Source organism: Cupriavidus sp. CP313 (assembly GCF_054072015.1).
In genome coordinates, this window is sequence record NZ_JBSVZB010000025.1 from 90,324 (window position 1) to 107,644 (window position 17,321).

Genomic DNA, 17,321 nt, shown 5'->3' on the forward strand with positions numbered 1-17,321 from the left:
TGCCGGCAGCGCCTCAGAAGTGCCCGAGATAGCCGCCGTCGACGGCCAGCACCTGCCCGGTGACATAGGACGCGGCCGGCGACGCCAGGAATACCACCGCCCCCGCCACTTCCTCTGGCTGGCCCCAGCGGCCCAGCGAGGTGCGCTGGCGCAGCCACTCGGCCACGCTCTCGTCCTCGACCATGACCTGGTTGGGCTCGGTGGCGAAGTAGCCCGGGGCGATCGCGTTGACGGTGACGCCGTGCCGCCCCAGGTCGGCCGCCATGGCACGCGTGAGCGCATCCAGGGCGCCCTTGGTGGCGGGGTAGAGCACGTCGCCGGCGCGCGCGACCTGGCCGGCGATCGAGCTCACATTGACGATGCGCCCGTAGTCGCCGCGGCGCATGCGCTGCGCGGCGAGCCGGCACAGCGCGTAGGGCGCCACCAGGTTGGTCTCGAGCATGGCGCGCAGGTCGCCGGCATCGAGCTGCGCCATGGTGCTGCGGTTGCGCGCGCCGGCGTTGTTGACGAGGATATCGAGCCGGCCATGGGCGGCATCGATGCGGTCGAAAGCGGCCGCCACGGCGGCTTCATCGGTGATATCGAGCACCAGCGCCTCGGCGCTGCCGCCGCGCGCGGCCAGCGCGGCGACGGCCTCTTGCACGCGCTGCGCATTGCGCGCCACCACCAGCACATGGGCCCCGGCATCGGCCAGCCCGGCGGCAATCGCCAGGCCCAGGCCCTGCGCGCCGCCGGTCACCAACGCCACGCGGCCGTGCAGCGAGAACGGGGTACGGGAATCGGGGGAGGGGGTAGTAGTAGCCATGCGGGGGACTATACCGCAGCCCCCCTGCCCGCGGGCTTCAGCGGATCAGCTTGCCGGTGGACGAGACGATCGACATTTCCACGAACGACGAGCCGGTATGGCGCTCGGCGCTGTAGCTGATCAGGATGCCGCCAAGGTCGTAGTCGCGCATGCCTTCCAGCGCCGTGACCAGGCGCTCGCGCGTCAGGTCGGGGCCGGCGCGGCGCAGCCCTTCGACCAGCACCTTGGCCGACATGAAGCCCTCCATGCCGGCGTTGGACGGCTCCACGCCCTGCTGCTTGGCCAGGCTGCGGTATTCGCTGGCCAGCGTCATCTGGCTGGAGTTGGTGCCCGGCACCACCTGCGTGATGATCAGCCCGCGCGCATCGTCGCCCAGTTCACGGATAAAGGAATCGGCCGCATTGTTGGACAGCGTGACGAACTGTGCCTCGCTGCCGGCGCGGCGCAGCTCGCGGATGATGCGCGCCGCCTCGGAGCCCGAGCCGATCACCAATACCGCCTGCGGGTTGGCCTTGTTCATGGCGGCCACGCTCTGGGTGATATCGCCCATGGGCCGGGCAAAGCTTGCCGTCGCCGCCGGCTGCACGCCGCGCGCCTGCAACGCGGTGCTGTAGCCTTCGAGCACGTCCCGGCCAAAGCCGTCGTTGGCGTAGAAGATGCCGATGCGGCTCATGCCCGATGTGGCCAGGTGGTTGATCGCACGCGCCACCTCGTCCTGGTACTTGGCGCGCACGTTGAACACGTAGCGGTTCACCGGCCGGTGCAGCGTGATGGCGCCGGTCAGCGGCGCCACCAGCGGCACCTTCTGTGCGGCGATGATGGGCAGGATGCTTTCGTTCTGCGGCGTGCCGCGCACCATGAAGAGCGCGAACACCTTGTCCTCGTCGAGCAGCTTGCGCACATTGTCGGGCGTGCGCTTGGCATCGAAGCCGTCATCGTGGGTCACCAGCTCGATGCGCCGCCCGGCCACGCCGCCGCTGGCGTTGATGGTGCGCAGGTACACCTGCGCGCCGGCGATCTGCTCCTTGACCGAACCGGCCACCGGACCGGTGACGCCGGCCGACTGGCCGATGCGGATGGTGTTGCGGGTCACGCCCGGTTCCGCCAGGGCCGTCTGCGCGGCCCATCCCAGCGTGGCGGCCAGCATGCCGCACGCGATCCATTTCGCTTTCATTGTCTCGACCCCCTGCGCCTGTCCGGCTGACTTCATCGTTTTATTGCGGCACGGCATGCACGGCCGTGTGCCGTCACGCAAGTTACCGCATGCGTCTCATGGGGGCAAACCGGGAAAGATCGGAGTGTTGCAGCAGCATCACACCGGAACCGCGCAGGCAGTTCCGGTGTGAGCCGGGGCGCGCGAAAGGATGCGCGTCAGGGCGCGCCGCAAGGGCGCGCGGAAAGAGATGCGACAGCGCTGAACGACAACCAGCGGCGATAAGCCGACGGCTCAGGGGAAAGCCGGCACAGCCGGGTCCAACCCGGCAAAGCTGGCTTCCGGATGCGCGTTCGCGAGCAGGGTTTCGATTTCCTCGACACGGCTGCGCGGAACGTCGACCATCAGCAGGATCTTGCCGGCCTCGATGTCCATCTCGAAGGCACGCAGCCGGCTGTTGGGTGCCGAGCTGCCGATCATGCTTGAGGCCCATGCGCCAAACACCGCGCCCAGCACCGCCAGCACGCCGACGAGGCCCCACTGCGGGGTGTCGCTGACGATCGGGAACATCGCCACCACCACGCCGGCCACGACGCCCACGCCGCCGCCCACCATCAGGCCCATCTCGGCGGCATGCACGATGTCGGAGGTCTGGAACAGGTTGGCTTCATGCAGGCCCGTCATGTCGGAGCCGTCGCGCGCCACAAAGTGGATGCGGCGGTTCTCGAGGCGGGCAAGCAGCAGGTCGTCCATGGTGCGTCGGGCACTCGCCAGGTCGGGCAACAACCAGAAGATGCGTTTGCGCATGTCTCTCTCCTTTTTCAGGCCGCACCACCGGTGAGTTTGAACCTGGTCAGAAAGTACCGCTGGCGGCGCGGGGTTATTTCTTTGTACGCCGTTCAAGGGGCCAGCGCAAGGCGCGTTTCCGTGCCTGCGCACCCTGGCCGCGGATGTGATGCGCACGCGTGCGGAAATGCGCAGAAACGCGGCGCAGGAAAGCGCGTCAGAAAGTGATCGGCAGGCGCACATTCACCTGCAGGTCGGGCGTATCGCGCGTCAGCCCCGCGCCCACCGACAGGTTCAGCGTGTAGCGGTTGCTGAAGCGGTACGAGTAGCCCACCAGCAGGGTGCCCTGCGTCACGCGCACCGAACCCGGCACGGTCTGGCCGTTCTGCTTGGTCGGCCAGATGATGCTCTGGTCATAGCCGATACTGAACGAGGCGCGCTCGTTCAGCGCCAGGCCCATGCCGAAACTGAACTCGAAGATGTCCCCCGGCGCGATCTTGCCCAGGGATTCCTTTTCGCCATTCAGCACGGTGCGGCTCACGTTGTCGCGCGCGAAGTTGTGCAGGTAGCTGAAAGTGCCGAAGAACACCGCCGGATCGGTCGGCAGCAGCCAGGTGATACCAGGCTGGATGGACTGGAAGCCGGTGCCTGTCGGCAGGCCCAGCGGCAGCCCGGTGCCGGTGGCATTGCCCACGCAGCGCGTTACGCAGTCGGTGACCACTTCGAACGGATCCTTGCCGGTATTGGACTTGTAGCGCAGCCAGCCGATGAAGTACGGCATCTTCTCGCTGCCGTAGTTGAGCTGGTAGCGCACCGTGGCTTCCACGTCGCCAATCCCGCTGCCGCTGGCATTGAATGCCCTGTCGACAGCTGTGCCGGTGAAGATCTCGCGGCTGACGGTGGAGCCGGAGCTGTGCACGTAGGGCACCTTGGCTTCGATCTCCAGGCGCTTAGTGATGCCATAGCGCAGGGCGACCGATGCCAGGTAGGTGGAGGTCTTGACCTCACGCACATCGATCAGGCCGATCAGGAGAGCCGGGATGATCGTGTAGCCCACCAGCGCCACTCGGTTGCCCGAGGAGTAGCCATACTGGAAGCCGGGTTCGACCACGAGCTTGCCCTCGCCGGTCAGCACCCCAGGCTGCTCGGTGATCGGCGCGATCTCGGGCGGGCGCGTCTCGCGCTCGGGCGGCTTGCCCACCGGCTCGTCGGCAGCCAGGGTCTGCGGGCTCGCCGACTCGCCCTGCTGCGGCTGCGCCACCGTTTGCGTCGGCTGGTCGCCTTGGACCGCTTGCGACACGACAGCGGGGTTGGGCACGCCTTGCGCAGCGCTGGCACCGGCCGCCGCGGCAGCGGCATTGGTGGCACTGTCCGATGGCGTCACGCCCGGGCCTGCGCCGCCGCGCTTCCTGGCCAGCACGTCAGCCCCGATCACGCTGCGCAGCTCGCGGATCACTGCTTGCTGCTCGGCGAGCGCACGCTTCATGGCATCGAGCTCGCTGGCCTGCCCGGCCAGCTGGTTCTGCAACGCCTCCAGCCTTGCGGCGGATGGCTCCGCGTCGGGCGGGGTCTGGGCCTGTGCCAGCCCCCCAAGCACCAGCAACGTCGAGCACCCGGCGTTGCGGATGCCCTGCATCGATCGCATTTTCATGACGTCTTCCTCCCCCGGGACGGCAGACTGGTTTTGCAGGCACCCGCTTCCTCCGGCGCCTCTCTCCTTTACTTTGGCAACGACTCCTCTATCTCATGCTGGCGGCTTGCAGCAACGCGTTGTTCAGCGTTGCGTTGGCCACCTGTGACCGGAATGCCTGTAACGTATTCACGCTTGCGTCGATTGTCATCAGGCTCCGGATGCTCTGGTCGTTCAATGTGTTCTGGATGACGGTCATCGGCGTGCCTGCCATATTGCCCACCGCCGCCGCGTTGCCCGGCCCATTCTGGATCACGGCCAGCAGCCCGTTGGTCACGACCTGGCCGGTGGGCGTGGCAACCACGGTCGCCGGCAAGCCGGACGCACCCGCCGCGCCTGGCGTACCGCTGGCGGAGGCAGAGGCGCCTGTGCTGCTGGCGCTACTGCTGGTGCCATTGCTGCCGGCCTGCGTGTTGGCGAGAATGGCCGGCCCCAGTGTCGCGGCCAGCTTGGTGGCCTGGTCCGTCGTAATCCGCGCCACATCCGGGATGGTAATGCTCGTTGCCACCACCAAGGCACCGTTCACATACACCGCGCGTTCGATACCGAACGAAACCTGCAGCCCGCCGGTTTCGAAGCCGCCGCGCTCCTTGTCCAGGCGTTCTTCCGAGACCGGTTTCCAGCCGGCCATGCTGCCGCGCGTGACGGCAGCCAGTGCTTTGTCTTGCATTGACTCGTGAGCGGGTGTTGTCGCCTGTGTGGGCAGCGCAGCCGCGTCGAGCGCATCGGGCAACGGCTGTTCGCTGGCTTGCGCGGCGCTGGCACATGCCATGCCCGCCCCCAGCAGCACAACCGCGGTCGCCGGTCCCGCTGCCCTGCTTCGGCAGGGGGCCAGCGTCTTGGCGGATGTCTGAACCATAATGGGTTCCTCAAAAATCGCTTGGGCCATGCTTGGGCATGACCGTGAAGAACAGGCTGTCCCGGTTGACTCCCATCCAGTAGGGGCCCATTGGCGCCACGCGCCAGTCGGCCGCAAGGTTGAAGCGCGCGCGCTCGGTGCGGTTGTGGATCACGAACAGCAACTGGCTGTCCCAGATGCGCTCGAAATGCTCACGGGAAATGGAGCGCGTGCCGCGCGCTGGATCGCCGATCAGCACGCGGTCGCCGCGCACGCCCTTGACCACCACGAAATGGTGGTAGCCGTTTTCGACGATCAGCACGATGGCCGGAACCTGTGTTTCCTCCAGCTTGGAAAGCGGCAGTTCAAAGCCGTCGGCCGTGTAGCCCAGTGCGGCCAGGAACTGCTTCATGTCCAGCAGCGAGAACCCCTCGGCGCGGATCTTGGCCTGGTCGCCATTGAGGTACATGTTCTGGAACACCGTGGCCTCGTTCATCGGATGGCCATACTGGTAAGAGAGCAGCGTGGCCACCGCGGCTGAACCGCAGCTGAAATCGTATTGCTGACGGATCGTGGTCTTGAAGCGTGCCTCGCGCAGGCTGGTTACCGGTACGTTGTAGTACTCGCCGACGGGCCCGTAGATGATGGCCTGGTCGGCCAAGGCTGGCGACAACCCGGCCAAGGCCAGGACAAACGGTACGGCCCCCAGCAGTCGTCGAAGCATCTTCATCACTTGAACTGGACGTTGACGATGGTCGCGTTCTGGATCAGCACGTTGGAGCCGGAATTCTGGATCGCGGTCGGTATGCCCGCGGCATTGCTGAAAGCACCCCCATTCACGATATTGCTGCCGGACAGCGTATTGGTCGCGGCATTGTCCGCGACCGTGCCATGCAGGCGCATGTCGCTGACCACCACTTCAGCGCCGCCTCGAATCTCTCCCAGTTTGTCGCTGGCGACGGGCTTGCCGAAACCGGCCAAAGCGCCGCGCTGACTGGATAGCGCTCCTGTTGCAGGAGCAAGGTCCGGTGCCGTCGCGCTGGTCGGCGCGGCGATTCCGGCGTTGGACGCAACCGGCGCAGCGGGGGGGCCGGAGGGTTGCGGTTCGGCCAAGGCCTGCAAGCCTGGCCAAAGCAGGATTGCTGTCGACACAGCCCCGACAGCGGTTCTGACCGATCGCATGGTATTGCCTCCTTTGGTCTCTGGCCGCCCTTCCCATCCTGCGAGCGTGATCAGAGACGGCTGGACGTCCGTCAAGCGGACATCGCGCGGCGCACGCTGCGCGATGTCCCTCTTTCGGCTCGAAGCGGTGGCGCCAGCGCGGCGCGAAGCGGGCCATCCTCCCGCCTCGCGTTGCAGGCGCGCCTGGCTTACTTGCCGACGGTCAGGTTGGCCTGAACGGTGACCGCCTGTTGCACCAGCGAGGCCAAGCCGCTGTTCTGGCTGATGACCATCACGCCGGCTGCATTCTGGGCGGTGCCAGTCATGGCGTTGTGCATATCGAAAGTGCCGGCATTCAGGGTGTTCGAGCCACCCGCACCACCCGCACCGCCAACCGCACCGTTGCCGGTACCGCCATTGCCAACGCCGCCGGTACCGCCGGTTGCGCCAACCGCGCCGTTGCCAGCCGTTGCGCTACCATTGCTGGCAGAGGTCGAGGAACCGCCGTTGCTCGCGCTGCCGCCAGCACCTCCCGCGCCACCGGTACCCGTGCCTGCGCCGCCGGCTGCGACCGAGGTACCGCCTGTGCCCGCGCCGCCAGCACCGCCTGTGCCCGAGCCTGCGCCGCCGTTGCCTGCAGCGGCGGCAGCAGTGCTGTTACCGCCCGTGCCACCAGTTGCACCAGAGGTGCCGCCAGCGGTACTGACTGCACCGCCGGTGCCTGCGCCACCCGCACCTGCGGTGGTGGAGCCACTAGTGTCGTTACCGCCGCCATTGGCGCTGCCGCCAGTCGCACTCGTGCCGCCACCCACGCCGACGCTGGCGCCAAGCGAACCGCCGGCCGCGCTGGCAGCGCCGCCGCCCGCACCGCCCTTCGACGCGTAGCTGTTGGCATACGGATCGCCGCCGATACCCTTGGCGCTTCCACCATAGCCGCCCACGCCTACGCTGGCGCTGAGGGCGCCGCCGCCCTTACCCGTGCCGTTGCCGCCGTTGCCGCCATCGCCGGCCCAGGAGCCGCCATTGGAGGCTGCGCCCGCGGTTGCGCTGCCATTAGTGGCGCTGCCGCCGCTGCCGCCGTTACCGCCGTTGCCGCCGTTTCCGCCTACGCCTCTGCCGCCATAACCGGCACCGCCCTTGCCACCGCTACCACCATTGGCATCGCCCCAGTTCTTCACGGTGTTGCCAATGTCATGAATTCGGATATTGGTGACGGCGCCCTCCAGCTTGCTGATGGCAATTGCCTTGCTGGTGTTAAAGGAATTCTGGAAAACCTTCGAGTGGCTGGAAACTTCGTTCGCGGTTGGTCCGGAGTTGCCGCTCTGGGTGGAACTCGCCGAGGCAGTCAGCGAATTGCTGCCATTGGCCTTCTGGTTGCATGATTTGTCACTGTCACCGCATGGGTTCGCCATCGCGAGCCCGCTGAGTCCGAAGGCGAGGACCGCAGCGGATGCAAGTAGAGTCTTGTTCATAAGTAAGCTCCCAGGAGATTTTTACAGCGGCTCAGCCTCCGGCCGGCGCTCAAGTCCGGAACGACGGCTGGAGGTTCAGGTCCGGCACCCTGCCAAACCAGACTCCCCCTGCGCATAATCGGTGCCAGCTTCGCCACCTGCGGCGCCAACTCCTTGTATTACAAGGCCTGCCCGGCACTCTGGCGGGAACTTTCCGCAGCTTTGCGTGATCATCGCTGCCGTCGCCGCTGTGCACGGCAAGCGACATGTCACACGGCTGTGACACGGCCACTCCCAGCCCACCTGGGGGGGGGCCGGAGTGGTCGGAAAACGCCTTAGTTTTCAGTGCTTTATGCGGGCGCTCACGATTTTCCCGAGGCGCGGCCTTACGTATCGGGACTGAAACACGACACCGAGGGTGCCGTCACCGCCGCCCGTGCGGGGCATCCCACATTGCTGCAGCGGCGCCCCGATGTCATGTTCTCGCCGCCCGGCCTAAACCCGCTCCACCGCACCGGCGTTGTCCGCCCCTGCAATGCATGCAGCGGCGCCGAACCGACTTCACCCGCACGGCGCAATCGGCCAAGGAACCTTGGCGGAAACGGGATGCGTCGCTGCAACACTGCGCCGGCGGCGTTGTCCCGCAAGCGCCACTGCGGCTATCCATGCTAGGCTCTATGTCTGATTTAAAGTACATTAGAGGCATTACAGACTTGTCATCTCTCCACAAGGGAAACCATGAGTGAAGCCGTCGTTCCCCTGTATCACCAGATTTACGTGGTATTGCGCCAGCAGATCGTGGAAGGCCGCTTCGGCCAGGGCCCCTTGCCGGGCGAGATCGACCTGGCCAAGCAGTTCCACGCCTCGCGCGTGACCATGCGGCGCGTGTTCGACCGCTTGGTGCAAGAGGGCCTGGTGCGCCGCCACCGCGGGCTTGGCACCTTCGTCAATCCGCATCCGGTGCGTCCGGCGGCGGTTGCCGGCGAGGAACGCGGCACCAGCCTGCTCGACAACATCATCGACATGGGCCAGAAGACGTCGGTGAAGGTGATCTCGATCGACGAAGTCCATGCCACGCCCGACGTGGCCGAATCGCTGCAGATCGAGCCGGGCGATCCGGTGGTGAAGATCGTGCGCGTGCGCCACTACCGCAACCGCCCGCTGTCGCATATCACGGTCTACCTGCCCGCCGACCTGGGCCGGCCGATCACGCGCCAGTCCCTGGAAGAGCGGCCGGTGCTGCGGCTGCTGGAGGCCGGCGGCGTAAAGCTGGGCCGTGCCAGCCAGGTGCTGTCCGCGCGCCTGGCCGACGTGGTGGTGGCGCCGCTGCTGGACGTGCCGGTAGGCGGCGCGCTGCTGGCGGTGCGCCGCGTGGTCAAGGACGAGGCCGGGCGCCCGGTGCAGCTGCTGCTCGGCCAGTACCGCCCGGACCGCTATGAGTACCGCATGGAGTTGTCGCCGGCCGGCGTGGACAGCGCCAACGTCTGGGTGGAAAGCGAGTCCCGCCCGGGCCTGCGCGACTGACCCCGCGGACCGCCGCCAACTTCCCGCAGGCGGCGCTGCCAGGGATGCGCCACGTAACGTTCCGGGCGATACTGCGCATCTCTGATCACATCAAGCGAGGAGCCGTCGCCATGCCAGTGTTCCGCCTGGTCCCGTCCAGCCCGACCCGTTTACCTTCGATCCCCCGCCGCGCCGCGGTGCAGCGCCTGGCCATGGCCAGCCTGGCCGCGTGCGCGCTGGCCCTGCCGCTGTCCGCCGCCGCCCAGGGGCAACCCCAGGTGGCCGGCGGCAAGCCGATCCGGATCCTGGTGGGTGCGCCCGCCGGCGGCACCACCGACACGCTGGCACGCACCATCGCCCAGGAAATGTCCCAGGAGCTCGGCCAGCCGGTGGTGGTCGAGAACCGCCCCGGCGCCGGCGGCAATATCGCCGCCGACCTGGTCGCCAAGAGCGCGCCGGACGGCAGCACGCTGCTGATGAGCTTCACCAGCCACACCATCAACGCCACGCTGTACAAGAAGCTGCCGTTCGACCCGGTGCAGGACTTCACCCCGATCACGCTGGTGGCCACCGTGCCGAGCGTGCTGGTGGCCACGCCAAAGCTGTCGGCCAGCAATGTGCCCGAGCTGATCCGCCTGGCGCGTTCCGAACCGGGCAAGCTGAACTTTGCCATCGGCTCGGTGGGCTCGTCGCTGCACATGGCCGGCGACATGTTCAAGATGATGACCGGCACCTACATCGTCAACATTCCGTACAAGGGCACCTCGCCCGCGCTGACCGACGTGCTGGCGGGCCAGTGCGACCTGATGTTCGCCAGCACCATCAACGTGCTGCCGCATGTGCGCGCGGGCAAGCTCAAGGTGCTGGGCGTGACCAGCCCCGCGCCGCTGCCGCAGTTCCCGGGCGCGGCGCCGATCGGCGCCACCGTGAAGGGGTTCGAGTCGAGCGCATGGTTCGGCCTGTTCGGTCCGGCCGGCATGCCGCACGAAGTCACGCAGGCGCTGTACCAGGCCGCGCGCAAGGGGCTGGAAACGCCCGCCGTGCGCAAACGCCTGGAGAACGACGGCGCGCAGCCGATGGGCACGCCGCCCGACGCCTTCGCCGCGTTCGTGAAGCAGGACGTCAGGCGCTGGGCCGCCGTGGTCAAGTATTCGGGAGCCTCGCCGGAATGAGCCACACCCCCGCCACGCTGGCGCAGAAGCTGGTGGCGCGCGCCGCCGGGCTGGCGCATGCGGAGATCGGCACGGTGGTGATCTGCCGGGTCGACCTGGCGATGTCGCACGACTCCAGCGGCCCGCGCCGCGTGGCGCCGCTATTGGAAGAGCTTGGCACCGGGGTCTGGGACCCGTCGCGCTACGTGGTGGTGACCGACCATTTCGTGCCGGGCGGCGATGCCCAGGCCGAGTCGATCCTGCGCTTCACGCGCGACTGGACGCGCCAGTCCGGCGCCCACTTCATCGACGCCGAAGGCATCTGCCATGTGGTGCTGCCCGAGCGCGGCCATGTGCTGCCGGGCCGCCTGATTGTCGGCGGCGACAGCCACAGCCCCACCGGCGGCGCCTTCGGCGCCTATATGTTCGGCGTGGGCGCGACCGAGATGGCCGGCGTGCTGGCCACCGGCGAGATCTGGCTGCGCGTGCCCCATACCATCCGGCTGCAATGGGACGGCCAGCTTGCACCGGGCGTCTGCGCCAAGGACATGATGCTGTTCCTGTGTGCCACGCTCGGCATGGGCGGTGGCCGCTATGAGGCGCTGGAGTACACCGGCAGCGCCGTCGCCGCGCTGCCGATGCAGGAGCGCATGACGCTGGCCAATATGAGCGCCGAGCTGGGCGCGCAGACCGGCCTGGTGGCGCCCGACGCGGTCACGCTCGGCTGGCTGGCCGAGGCCGGCGTGCCGGCGCAGACGCTGGCCGCGATCGACCTCGCCCACTGGTGCACCAACCCCGATGCGCCGGTGCTGGCCACCCACCGCTTCGACGCCGCGACACTGGTGCCGCAGGTGGCGGCGCCGCACTCTCCGGCCAACAGCGCGCCGGTTGGGCAGGCCGCCGGCGAGCCCGTGCAGATCGCCTACCTGGGTGCCTGCACCGGCGCCAAGCTGGAAGACCTGCGCATGGCCGCGCGCGTGCTGCGCGGGCGCCACGTGGCAGCGGGCGTGACGCTGCAGGTGGCGCCGGCCTCGCGCCGCGACCAGCTGCTGGCCGAGCAGGAGGGCACGCTTGGCATCCTGACCGACGCCGGCGCCACGCTGCTGCCCAACGCCTGCGGCGCCTGCGCCGGCTATGGCGCGGCGCGCTTCCCGGCGGGCAGCCGCGCGATTGCGTCGACGGCGCGCAACTTCTCCGGCCGCATGGGCGACGCCGGCAGCGCGGTGTGGCTGGGCTCGCCGATGACCGTGGCTGCCAGCGCCGTCACCGGCCGCATCACCGATCCGCGCACCCTGCTGGCCTAGCGCCGCGGGCCAGACTATTGCCCGCCTGGCGGGCCAGACTGTTTGCATGACTTCCCCTTCCGCCCCCGCCCCCGCCGCAGCCGGCCGCCTCTGGCGCTTCGGCGACAACGTCGACACCGATGCCATGGCGCCAGCCGTGCTGATGAAATCGCCCTTGCCGGTGCTGGCCCGGCATTGCCTGGCCTCGCTGCGCCCGGAGTTCCCCGGCAGCGTGCGCCCCGGCGACGTGCTGGTGGCGGGCGCTAACTTCGGCATCGGCTCCTCGCGCGAGCAGGCGCCGCAGGCGCTGCGCGAGCTGGGCGTGGGCGCCGTGGTGGCGCAGTCCTTCGGCGGGCTGTTCTATCGCAATGCCATCAACCTGGGCCTGCCGGTGCTGGTCTGCGCCGACACCAGCCGCCTGGCCGACGGCGCGCACACGGTGCTGGACCTGGCGACGGCACAGCTGCGCCTGGACGACGGCAGCCTGGTCGCGTGCGAGCCCATCCCCGACTTCCTGCGCGCGATCCTGGCCGCCGGCGGGCTGGTGCCGCACCTGAAGGCACGCCTGGGCAAGGGCCAGGCGGGACAAGGGCTGAGCGAACCTCAGCGCGGCGGCGGCGCCGCCGCCGCGCGCAGCAGGGCCAGCGCCTCTTCGTCGCTGGTCTGGGAGAAATCCAGGTAGAAGGCGCCAACCGCGCCGAAACTGGGTGGCGTGTTCAGGCAGATCACCTCGTCGGCCGCGGCCGACAGGCTGGCCAGCCCCTCCTCCGACCCCACCGGCGTGGCCGCCACCACACGCGCCGCCCCGGCCATGCGCACGCCTTCAAGCGCGGCGCGCATGGTGGCGCCGGTGGCCACGCCGTCATCGACCACGATCACCGTGCGCCCGGCGCACGCCGGCACCGGCGCACCGCCGCGATAGCGCTGCTGGCGCCGCGCGATCTCGTCGAGCTGGCGGCCGCGCTCGGCATCGAAGCTGCCGCTTTCCACGGCGCGGCGCGCCCAAGGATCGTCATTGACCACCGTGTGCGGGCCGCCGCCGCCGGCATCGCCCTCTACCACCGCGCCCAGCGCCAGCTCGGGATAGCCGGCAGCGCCGATCTTGCGCACCAGCAGCACGTCCAGCTGCGCGTCGAGCGCGCGCACCACCTCGAACGCCACCGGCACCCCGCCGCGCGGCAGCGCCAGCACCAGCGCGGGCTGGCCCAGCTGTGCGGCGCTGAAACCCAGCTCGGCCAGGCGGCGGCCCAGGTACAGGCCAGCCTCGCGGCGATCGGCAAAGCATGGTGGCAACGACATGGCACGCTCCGGAAAGTAGGCGGCACTCAGGCCGCGCTGTCCGCAAGGCAAGCGGCGCAGGCAACCCTCAGCCAATATAGACCCTGCCGCGGACGGCGTTGGCGCAAGTCGCCGGCGGCACCCAGGCGCGGGCAACACCGGGCAAGTCGCCTCGATTGGGCGCGATTGCGCAACAGTGTGTTCAGGCTGGGGTGGCTGACTGCGCCGCGCTGCAGCATTAGGATGGCTGCACGCGTTGACAACGCCGATCCGCAGTTGCCGGGTGCAGTGCCCGGCCCTTGAGAATGAGCCTGACATGACTTCGCCATCCAACACCCGCGCCCAGCTTGCGCGCCCCGACCACCAATCCGCCCCCGAAGCCGGCCCCCTGGCCGCGCCCGACATCCCGTTCGGCTCGCTGGAAGCCGCGGCAATGGCCGAGCTGCCATACACCTTCCGCCCGGCCGGCACCTGCACCCGCTACTACAACGAGTTCTTCGGCTGATCCGCGGGCGGCTCGCCCGGCCCCATCACGGTCTCGCATAGCGCGGCCAGCCGCGCTGCCATGTCGCGCGCCGCGGCCGGCAGGTCCGGCTGCGCGTGCAGGCTGAGCTCGACGTCGGGCACCGCGGCGGGCCAGCCGTCGTCCTCCAGCACCTGGTGCTGGGCCGTGGCCAGGCGCCGCGGCAGCAGCGTCACGCCCAGGCCGTCGGCCACCGCGGCCAGGATACTGGCCAGGCTGGCACTGACAAAGGCCACACGCCAGCGCCGTCCGCCGGCGTCGAGCGCATGCGTCATCTCGCCGCGGTACAGCCCGCCCACCGGAAACGCCACCAGCGGCACCGGGTCGCGCGCCACCGCCGGACGGCTGCGGCTGTCGATCCAGCACAGGGGCTCGGGCCAGCTGGCCAGCCCCGGCGCTTGGCCGACCCGCTGCTTGACCAGCACCAGGTCCAGTTCCCGGTCCTGGAAACGCTGCCACAGCTCATGGCTCATGCCGCTGGTCACCTCCAGCCGCATGCCCGGCCAGTCATCGGCAAACCCGGCCAGCACCGGCGTCAGCGGCCGCGCGGCAAAGTCCTCGGGCACGCCGATACGGATCTCGCCCTGGCCGGCGCTCTGGCGCAGCTGCCCCACCGCCTCGGCCATCAGCTGCTGCAGGCGGCGCGCGTAGCCCAGCAGGCGCTCGCCCTCGGGCGTGGTGGTGACATAGCGGCCGCCGCGGTCCAGCAGCACGCAGCCGAGCTGGTCTTCCAGCCGGCGCACCTGCTGGCTGACCGTTGACTGGGTCAGGTGCACGCGCTGCGCGGCGCGGGTAAAACTGCCGCTTTCCGCCACGGCGACAAAGCTCTGCAGCAGCACGGGATCGAGGCGAGGGTCCTGCATGGCCGGTTATCCATTGGTTTTTCCACTGCCGGCGATTTCATCATTTAATTTCCCAATTACCAAGCCCCGGCGTACAGTTGGCACGCTGCCCCGGCCCGCGCCCTACAGCCGCCGGGAACGCCCCTCAAAGACCCATGCCGCCCTGCTCGCGAGCATGCACTCACTTTTTTGCCAACCATGACCACTCACCAGGAATTCATGCGCGAGGCGGTTCGCCTTGCCGCGGCCAACCGTGACCGTGGCGCGCGCCCCTTCGGCGCCGTGCTGGTGCTCGATGGCGAGGCCGTCGCCACCGGCGTCAACGACATCGTCCACAGCCACGACCCCACCACCCATGCCGAGATGGAGGCGGTGCGCGCCGCCGCGCGCAAGCTGGGCCGCCCCGACCTGCGCGGCAGCGTGGTCTACGCCAGCGGGCACCCCTGCCCAATGTGCCTGGCGGCGATGACCATGGCCGGCGTGCAGGCGGTGTACTACGCCTTCGACAACCACGATGCCGCGCCCTATGGCATGTCGAGCGAGGCCGCCTACCAGGCGCTGCGCCTGTCGCTGAACCCGCCGCCGCTGCCGCTCACGCGGGTGCCGGTCGATCTCTCTGCCGCGCAGCTCTACGGCCCGCGCACGCCCCGTGGCTGAGGGTGTGCGCGGCGCCACCGGCAGTGCGGCCAGCACCACCCCGCGCTGGCTGGTGCTGGCCGCGGTTGCCGGCATCGGCCTGAACCTGCGGCCGTTCCTGACCGCGGTGGGGCCGCTGGCCCCGGCCATCCGCACCGGCACCGGCCTCAGCTACCAGGGCATGGCCTGGCTGACCTTGCTGCCAATGCTGCTGATGGGCGTGGGCGCGTTCTTCGGGCCGGCCATCCGCGAGCGGCTGGGTGCGCGCACCGCGGTGCTGGGCGCGCTGGCCTTGCTGGGCGCCGGCTGCGCGCTGCGGCTGGGCGTGGCGGACGGCACCTGGCTGATCGCCTCGGCCGCGCTGTGCGGGCTGGGCGTGGCCGTGGTGCAGGCCGCCTGCCCGGGCCTGGTCAAGCAGGAATTCCCGGGGCGCGTGGCGCCGGTGATGGGGCTGTACTCCGCCGCGCTGATGGGCGGCGGCGCGCTCGGCGCGCAGCTGTCGCCCTACGTGACGGCGCTGGCCGGCAGCTGGCGCGATGCGCTGGCGCTGTGGGCCGTGCCTGCGCTGGCAGCATTGGCGCTGGCCTGGGTGGCGCTGCCGCGCGCCGCGGCGCGCGGCCCCGGGGTGCCGGCAAGCCGCCCGGCGGGGGCAACGCGCGCGCTGTTGCGGCGTCCGCGCACCTGGCTGCTGATGGCCTGCTTTGGCGTGATGAACGGCGGCTATGCGTCGCTGGTGGCGTGGCTCGCGCCGTTCTACCAGGACCACGGCTGGAGCGCTTCGGCCAGCGGGTCGCTGGTGGCGCTGATGGCGGTGGCGCAGGCCGCCGCGGCGCTGCTGCTGCCGGTGCTGGCCGCGCGCACCCTGGACCGCCGCGCCTGGATGGCGCTGGCGCTGGCCATGCAGGTGGCGGGCTTCGGCGGACTGGCGCTGTGGCCCGATGCCGCGCCGCACGCGTGGGCCGTGATCGGCGGCGCCGGCCTGGGTGGCTGCTTTGCCTTGTACCTGGTGGTGGCGCTGGACCACCTGCCGGACCCCGACAGCGCCGGCGCGCTGAGCGCCCTGATGCAGGGCGGCGGCTTCCTGCTGGCGTCGCTGGCGCCCTGGATCACCGCCATGCTGCACGAACGCACCGGCGACTTCGCCGCCGGCTGGTGGTACCACCTGGCCTGCGCCGCGCTGGTGGGCGTGCTGACCATGCGCCTGGACCCGGCGCGCTATGGCGTGTCCCTTGCGCTGCCGCCCGTGCGCGCAGTCGCGCCTCAGTAAGTCTTGTAGGGCAGGAACTTGCCCGACATCTCGATGCGCACCCGGTCCCCGTTGGGATCGGGCTCGCGCTGCAGGTCCATGCGGAAGTCGATCGCGCTCATGATGCCGTCGCCAAACTCTTCATGGATCAGCGCCTTGAACGTGGTGCCGTACACGCTGATGAGTTCGTAGAAGCGGTAGATCAGCGGATCGGCCGGCACCTGCGTCGGCAGCGAGCCCTTGTACGGCACCTCGCGCAGCCAGGGCTCGGCCTCGGGCGGCAGCCCGAACACCTCCACCACCGCGCGCGCGCCGGCGGCGTCGAATGCCATCTGGCCCAGGCACGCCGCGGTTGTCCATTCCTTGCTGCGGCCGACGCGTTCGGCCACCTGCGCCCAGGTAATGCCGCGGGTGACCTTGGCTTCAATGATGAGGTCGGTGACGTCGCTGCGGTTCATGCTGACTCCATGACAGTGGTAGGTTGGATGGAACCACTCGGACTGCCACGGCGGCAGGGTGGTCATACCACCCCGGCGTCAGCCCATGTCAGCGTGTCAGGGCCGTATCGACGATGGCCGCGGCATCCGCGGGCGCCATCTCCTGCGGCAGCGCAAACAACGCCGCGGCGGGCGGCGACAGACCCTGCAGCCATTGCAGGGCAAGCACGATGAGCATGACCGGCATGACGCCTCCTTCAAGCACACGAGGCCACTTCCGACTGGTATAGCCCATGGCGCAAGCTTCATGCCATTTCCGCCCCACAGAATTGCGCGCCTGAAGGCCCGTGACGGCACCATGATGGCGCCGTGACGCTGCCAGTGCGCCCCCCGCCGGGCCATGCCGAGGCATCGCGCACCGTCGCGGCGTACCCGTTTCTGCGTGCCCGGCCAAGCCGCCCACAAAGGGTGCAGCGCCCGCGCCGGGGCCTGTTGCCTTGCGAGAATTATTTCCGGTGTAACGTCACATTACCTCCGA

18 protein-coding genes and 1 pseudogene are annotated in these 17,321 nt (G+C 69.3%); 7 read left to right on the forward strand and 12 right to left on the reverse strand.

Features of this window, described 5'->3' with window-relative positions; genetic code table 11:
- Positions 1-13: 13 nt before the first annotated feature.
- The 8 genes from ACW4E8_RS28770 to ACW4E8_RS28805 form a co-directional block, all read right to left on the reverse strand.
- Positions 14-805: an SDR family oxidoreductase gene (locus tag ACW4E8_RS28770; protein WP_456807613.1), complete on the reverse strand. Its 792-nt coding sequence runs from the start codon at positions 803-805 to the stop codon at positions 14-16.
- A 37-nt stretch (positions 806-842) separates the two neighbouring features.
- The gene (locus ACW4E8_RS28775) at positions 843-1,979 is read right to left on the reverse strand and encodes an ABC transporter substrate-binding protein (protein WP_456807614.1); all 1,137 of its coding nucleotides are present in this window, start codon (positions 1,977-1,979) and stop codon (positions 843-845) included.
- A 273-nt stretch (positions 1,980-2,252) separates the two neighbouring features.
- Positions 2,253-2,765, reverse strand: coding sequence for a DUF1269 domain-containing protein (locus ACW4E8_RS28780; RefSeq protein WP_456807615.1), 513 nt, complete (start codon positions 2,763-2,765; stop codon positions 2,253-2,255).
- 196 nt (positions 2,766-2,961) lie between these two features.
- A complete protein-coding gene (locus ACW4E8_RS28785; protein ID WP_456807616.1) occupies positions 2,962-4,395 on the reverse strand; it encodes an acetate kinase in 1,434 nt (477 codons plus the stop codon).
- Between the two features lie 88 nt (positions 4,396-4,483).
- Positions 4,484-5,293, reverse strand: coding sequence for a flagellin (locus ACW4E8_RS28790; RefSeq protein ID WP_456807643.1), 810 nt, complete (start codon positions 5,291-5,293; stop codon positions 4,484-4,486).
- A gap of 10 nt (positions 5,294-5,303) precedes the next feature.
- Complete coding sequence (locus ACW4E8_RS28795; protein ID WP_456807617.1) at positions 5,304-6,002, reverse strand: C39 family peptidase; 699 nt, start codon at positions 6,000-6,002, stop codon at positions 5,304-5,306.
- Positions 6,002-6,454: a hypothetical protein gene (locus tag ACW4E8_RS28800; RefSeq protein WP_456807618.1), complete on the reverse strand. Its 453-nt coding sequence runs from the start codon at positions 6,452-6,454 to the stop codon at positions 6,002-6,004. Before ACW4E8_RS28800 ends, ACW4E8_RS28795 begins: the two co-directional genes overlap by 1 nt.
- A 188-nt stretch (positions 6,455-6,642) precedes the next feature.
- Positions 6,643-7,905: a hypothetical protein gene (locus ACW4E8_RS28805; protein ID WP_456807619.1), complete on the reverse strand. Its 1,263-nt coding sequence runs from the start codon at positions 7,903-7,905 to the stop codon at positions 6,643-6,645.
- A 717-nt stretch (positions 7,906-8,622) separates the two neighbouring features.
- Between ACW4E8_RS28805 and ACW4E8_RS28810 the strand changes: the two genes are divergently transcribed.
- The 4 genes and pseudogenes from ACW4E8_RS28810 to ACW4E8_RS28825 form a co-directional block, all read left to right on the forward strand.
- Positions 8,623-9,408, forward strand: coding sequence for a GntR family transcriptional regulator (locus ACW4E8_RS28810; protein WP_456807620.1), 786 nt, complete (start codon positions 8,623-8,625; stop codon positions 9,406-9,408).
- Positions 9,409-9,518: 110 nt separating this feature from the next.
- On the forward strand, positions 9,519-10,559 hold the full coding sequence (locus tag ACW4E8_RS28815; RefSeq protein ID WP_456807621.1) for a tripartite tricarboxylate transporter substrate binding protein: 1,041 nt from the start codon (positions 9,519-9,521) through the stop codon (positions 10,557-10,559).
- Positions 10,556-11,842: a 3-isopropylmalate dehydratase large subunit gene (locus ACW4E8_RS28820; RefSeq protein WP_456807622.1), complete on the forward strand. Its 1,287-nt coding sequence runs from the start codon at positions 10,556-10,558 to the stop codon at positions 11,840-11,842. Before ACW4E8_RS28815 ends, ACW4E8_RS28820 begins: the two co-directional genes overlap by 4 nt.
- Positions 11,843-11,888: 46 nt before the next feature.
- Positions 11,889-12,398: pseudogene (locus ACW4E8_RS28825) on the forward strand (LeuD/DmdB family oxidoreductase small subunit); the annotation flags it as partial.
- 26 nt (positions 12,399-12,424) lie between these two features.
- Here ACW4E8_RS28825 and ACW4E8_RS28830 read toward each other — a convergent pair.
- Complete coding sequence (locus ACW4E8_RS28830) at positions 12,425-13,120, reverse strand: phosphoribosyltransferase (RefSeq protein ID WP_456807623.1); 696 nt, start codon at positions 13,118-13,120, stop codon at positions 12,425-12,427.
- A gap of 295 nt (positions 13,121-13,415) precedes the next feature.
- Here ACW4E8_RS28830 and ACW4E8_RS28835 point away from each other — a divergent pair, with 295 nt between their 5' ends.
- Positions 13,416-13,604 (forward strand): hypothetical protein, encoded by a 189-nt coding sequence (locus tag ACW4E8_RS28835; RefSeq protein ID WP_035819233.1) that lies wholly within the window; start codon positions 13,416-13,418, stop codon positions 13,602-13,604.
- Here the strand turns inward: ACW4E8_RS28835 and ACW4E8_RS28840 are convergent.
- Positions 13,583-14,485 (reverse strand): LysR family transcriptional regulator, encoded by a 903-nt coding sequence (locus ACW4E8_RS28840; protein WP_456807624.1) that lies wholly within the window; start codon positions 14,483-14,485, stop codon positions 13,583-13,585. The two genes, ACW4E8_RS28835 and ACW4E8_RS28840, sit on opposite strands and share 22 nt — an antisense overlap.
- A gap of 177 nt (positions 14,486-14,662) precedes the next feature.
- On the opposite strand from ACW4E8_RS28840, the gene ACW4E8_RS28845 reads away from it, so the two are divergent.
- Positions 14,663-15,121, forward strand: coding sequence for a nucleoside deaminase (locus ACW4E8_RS28845; RefSeq protein ID WP_456807625.1), 459 nt, complete (start codon positions 14,663-14,665; stop codon positions 15,119-15,121).
- A complete protein-coding gene (locus ACW4E8_RS28850; RefSeq protein ID WP_456807626.1) occupies positions 15,114-16,367 on the forward strand; it encodes a cyanate transporter in 1,254 nt (417 codons plus the stop codon). Before ACW4E8_RS28845 ends, ACW4E8_RS28850 begins: the two co-directional genes overlap by 8 nt.
- On the opposite strand, the gene cynS is transcribed toward ACW4E8_RS28850, so the two are convergent.
- Entirely contained in the window at positions 16,361-16,804 is a 444-nt protein-coding gene (gene cynS, locus ACW4E8_RS28855; protein ID WP_456807627.1) for a cyanase, read from the reverse strand. The two genes, ACW4E8_RS28850 and cynS, sit on opposite strands and share 7 nt — an antisense overlap.
- Before the next feature lie 88 nt (positions 16,805-16,892).
- Positions 16,893-17,030: a hypothetical protein gene (locus ACW4E8_RS28860; protein WP_456807628.1), complete on the reverse strand. Its 138-nt coding sequence runs from the start codon at positions 17,028-17,030 to the stop codon at positions 16,893-16,895.
- Positions 17,031-17,321: the final 291 nt, after the last annotated feature.

What these genes read in the sequence shown, in the direction of transcription:
- ACW4E8_RS28820 (WP_456807622.1), top strand. Translation starts at nt 10,556, where the DNA reads ATGAGCCACACCCCCGCCACGCTGGCGCAGAAGCTGGTGGCGCGCGCC.
- ACW4E8_RS28830 (WP_456807623.1), bottom strand. Translation starts at nt 13,120, where the DNA reads ATGTCGTTGCCACCATGCTTTGCCGATCGCCGCGAGGCTGGCCTGTAC.
- ACW4E8_RS28835 (WP_035819233.1), top strand. Translation starts at nt 13,416, where the DNA reads ATGACTTCGCCATCCAACACCCGCGCCCAGCTTGCGCGCCCCGACCAC.
- ACW4E8_RS28770 (WP_456807613.1), bottom strand. Translation starts at nt 805, where the DNA reads ATGGCTACTACTACCCCCTCCCCCGATTCCCGTACCCCGTTCTCGCTG.
- ACW4E8_RS28810 (WP_456807620.1), top strand. Translation starts at nt 8,623, where the DNA reads ATGAGTGAAGCCGTCGTTCCCCTGTATCACCAGATTTACGTGGTATTG.
- ACW4E8_RS28785 (WP_456807616.1), bottom strand. Translation starts at nt 4,395, where the DNA reads ATGAAAATGCGATCGATGCAGGGCATCCGCAACGCCGGGTGCTCGACG.
- ACW4E8_RS28815 (WP_456807621.1), top strand. Translation starts at nt 9,519, where the DNA reads ATGCCAGTGTTCCGCCTGGTCCCGTCCAGCCCGACCCGTTTACCTTCG.
- ACW4E8_RS28845 (WP_456807625.1), top strand. Translation starts at nt 14,663, where the DNA reads ATGACCACTCACCAGGAATTCATGCGCGAGGCGGTTCGCCTTGCCGCG.
- ACW4E8_RS28790 (WP_456807643.1), bottom strand. Translation starts at nt 5,293, where the DNA reads ATGGTTCAGACATCCGCCAAGACGCTGGCCCCCTGCCGAAGCAGGGCA.
- ACW4E8_RS28795 (WP_456807617.1), bottom strand. Translation starts at nt 6,002, where the DNA reads ATGAAGATGCTTCGACGACTGCTGGGGGCCGTACCGTTTGTCCTGGCC.
- ACW4E8_RS28780 (WP_456807615.1), bottom strand. Translation starts at nt 2,765, where the DNA reads ATGCGCAAACGCATCTTCTGGTTGTTGCCCGACCTGGCGAGTGCCCGA.
- ACW4E8_RS28860 (WP_456807628.1), bottom strand. Translation starts at nt 17,030, where the DNA reads ATGCCGGTCATGCTCATCGTGCTTGCCCTGCAATGGCTGCAGGGTCTG.
- ACW4E8_RS28800 (WP_456807618.1), bottom strand. Translation starts at nt 6,454, where the DNA reads ATGCGATCGGTCAGAACCGCTGTCGGGGCTGTGTCGACAGCAATCCTG.
- cynS (WP_456807627.1), bottom strand. Translation starts at nt 16,804, where the DNA reads ATGAACCGCAGCGACGTCACCGACCTCATCATTGAAGCCAAGGTCACC.
- ACW4E8_RS28805 (WP_456807619.1), bottom strand. Translation starts at nt 7,905, where the DNA reads ATGAACAAGACTCTACTTGCATCCGCTGCGGTCCTCGCCTTCGGACTC.
- ACW4E8_RS28840 (WP_456807624.1), bottom strand. Translation starts at nt 14,485, where the DNA reads ATGCAGGACCCTCGCCTCGATCCCGTGCTGCTGCAGAGCTTTGTCGCC.
- ACW4E8_RS28775 (WP_456807614.1), bottom strand. Translation starts at nt 1,979, where the DNA reads ATGAAAGCGAAATGGATCGCGTGCGGCATGCTGGCCGCCACGCTGGGA.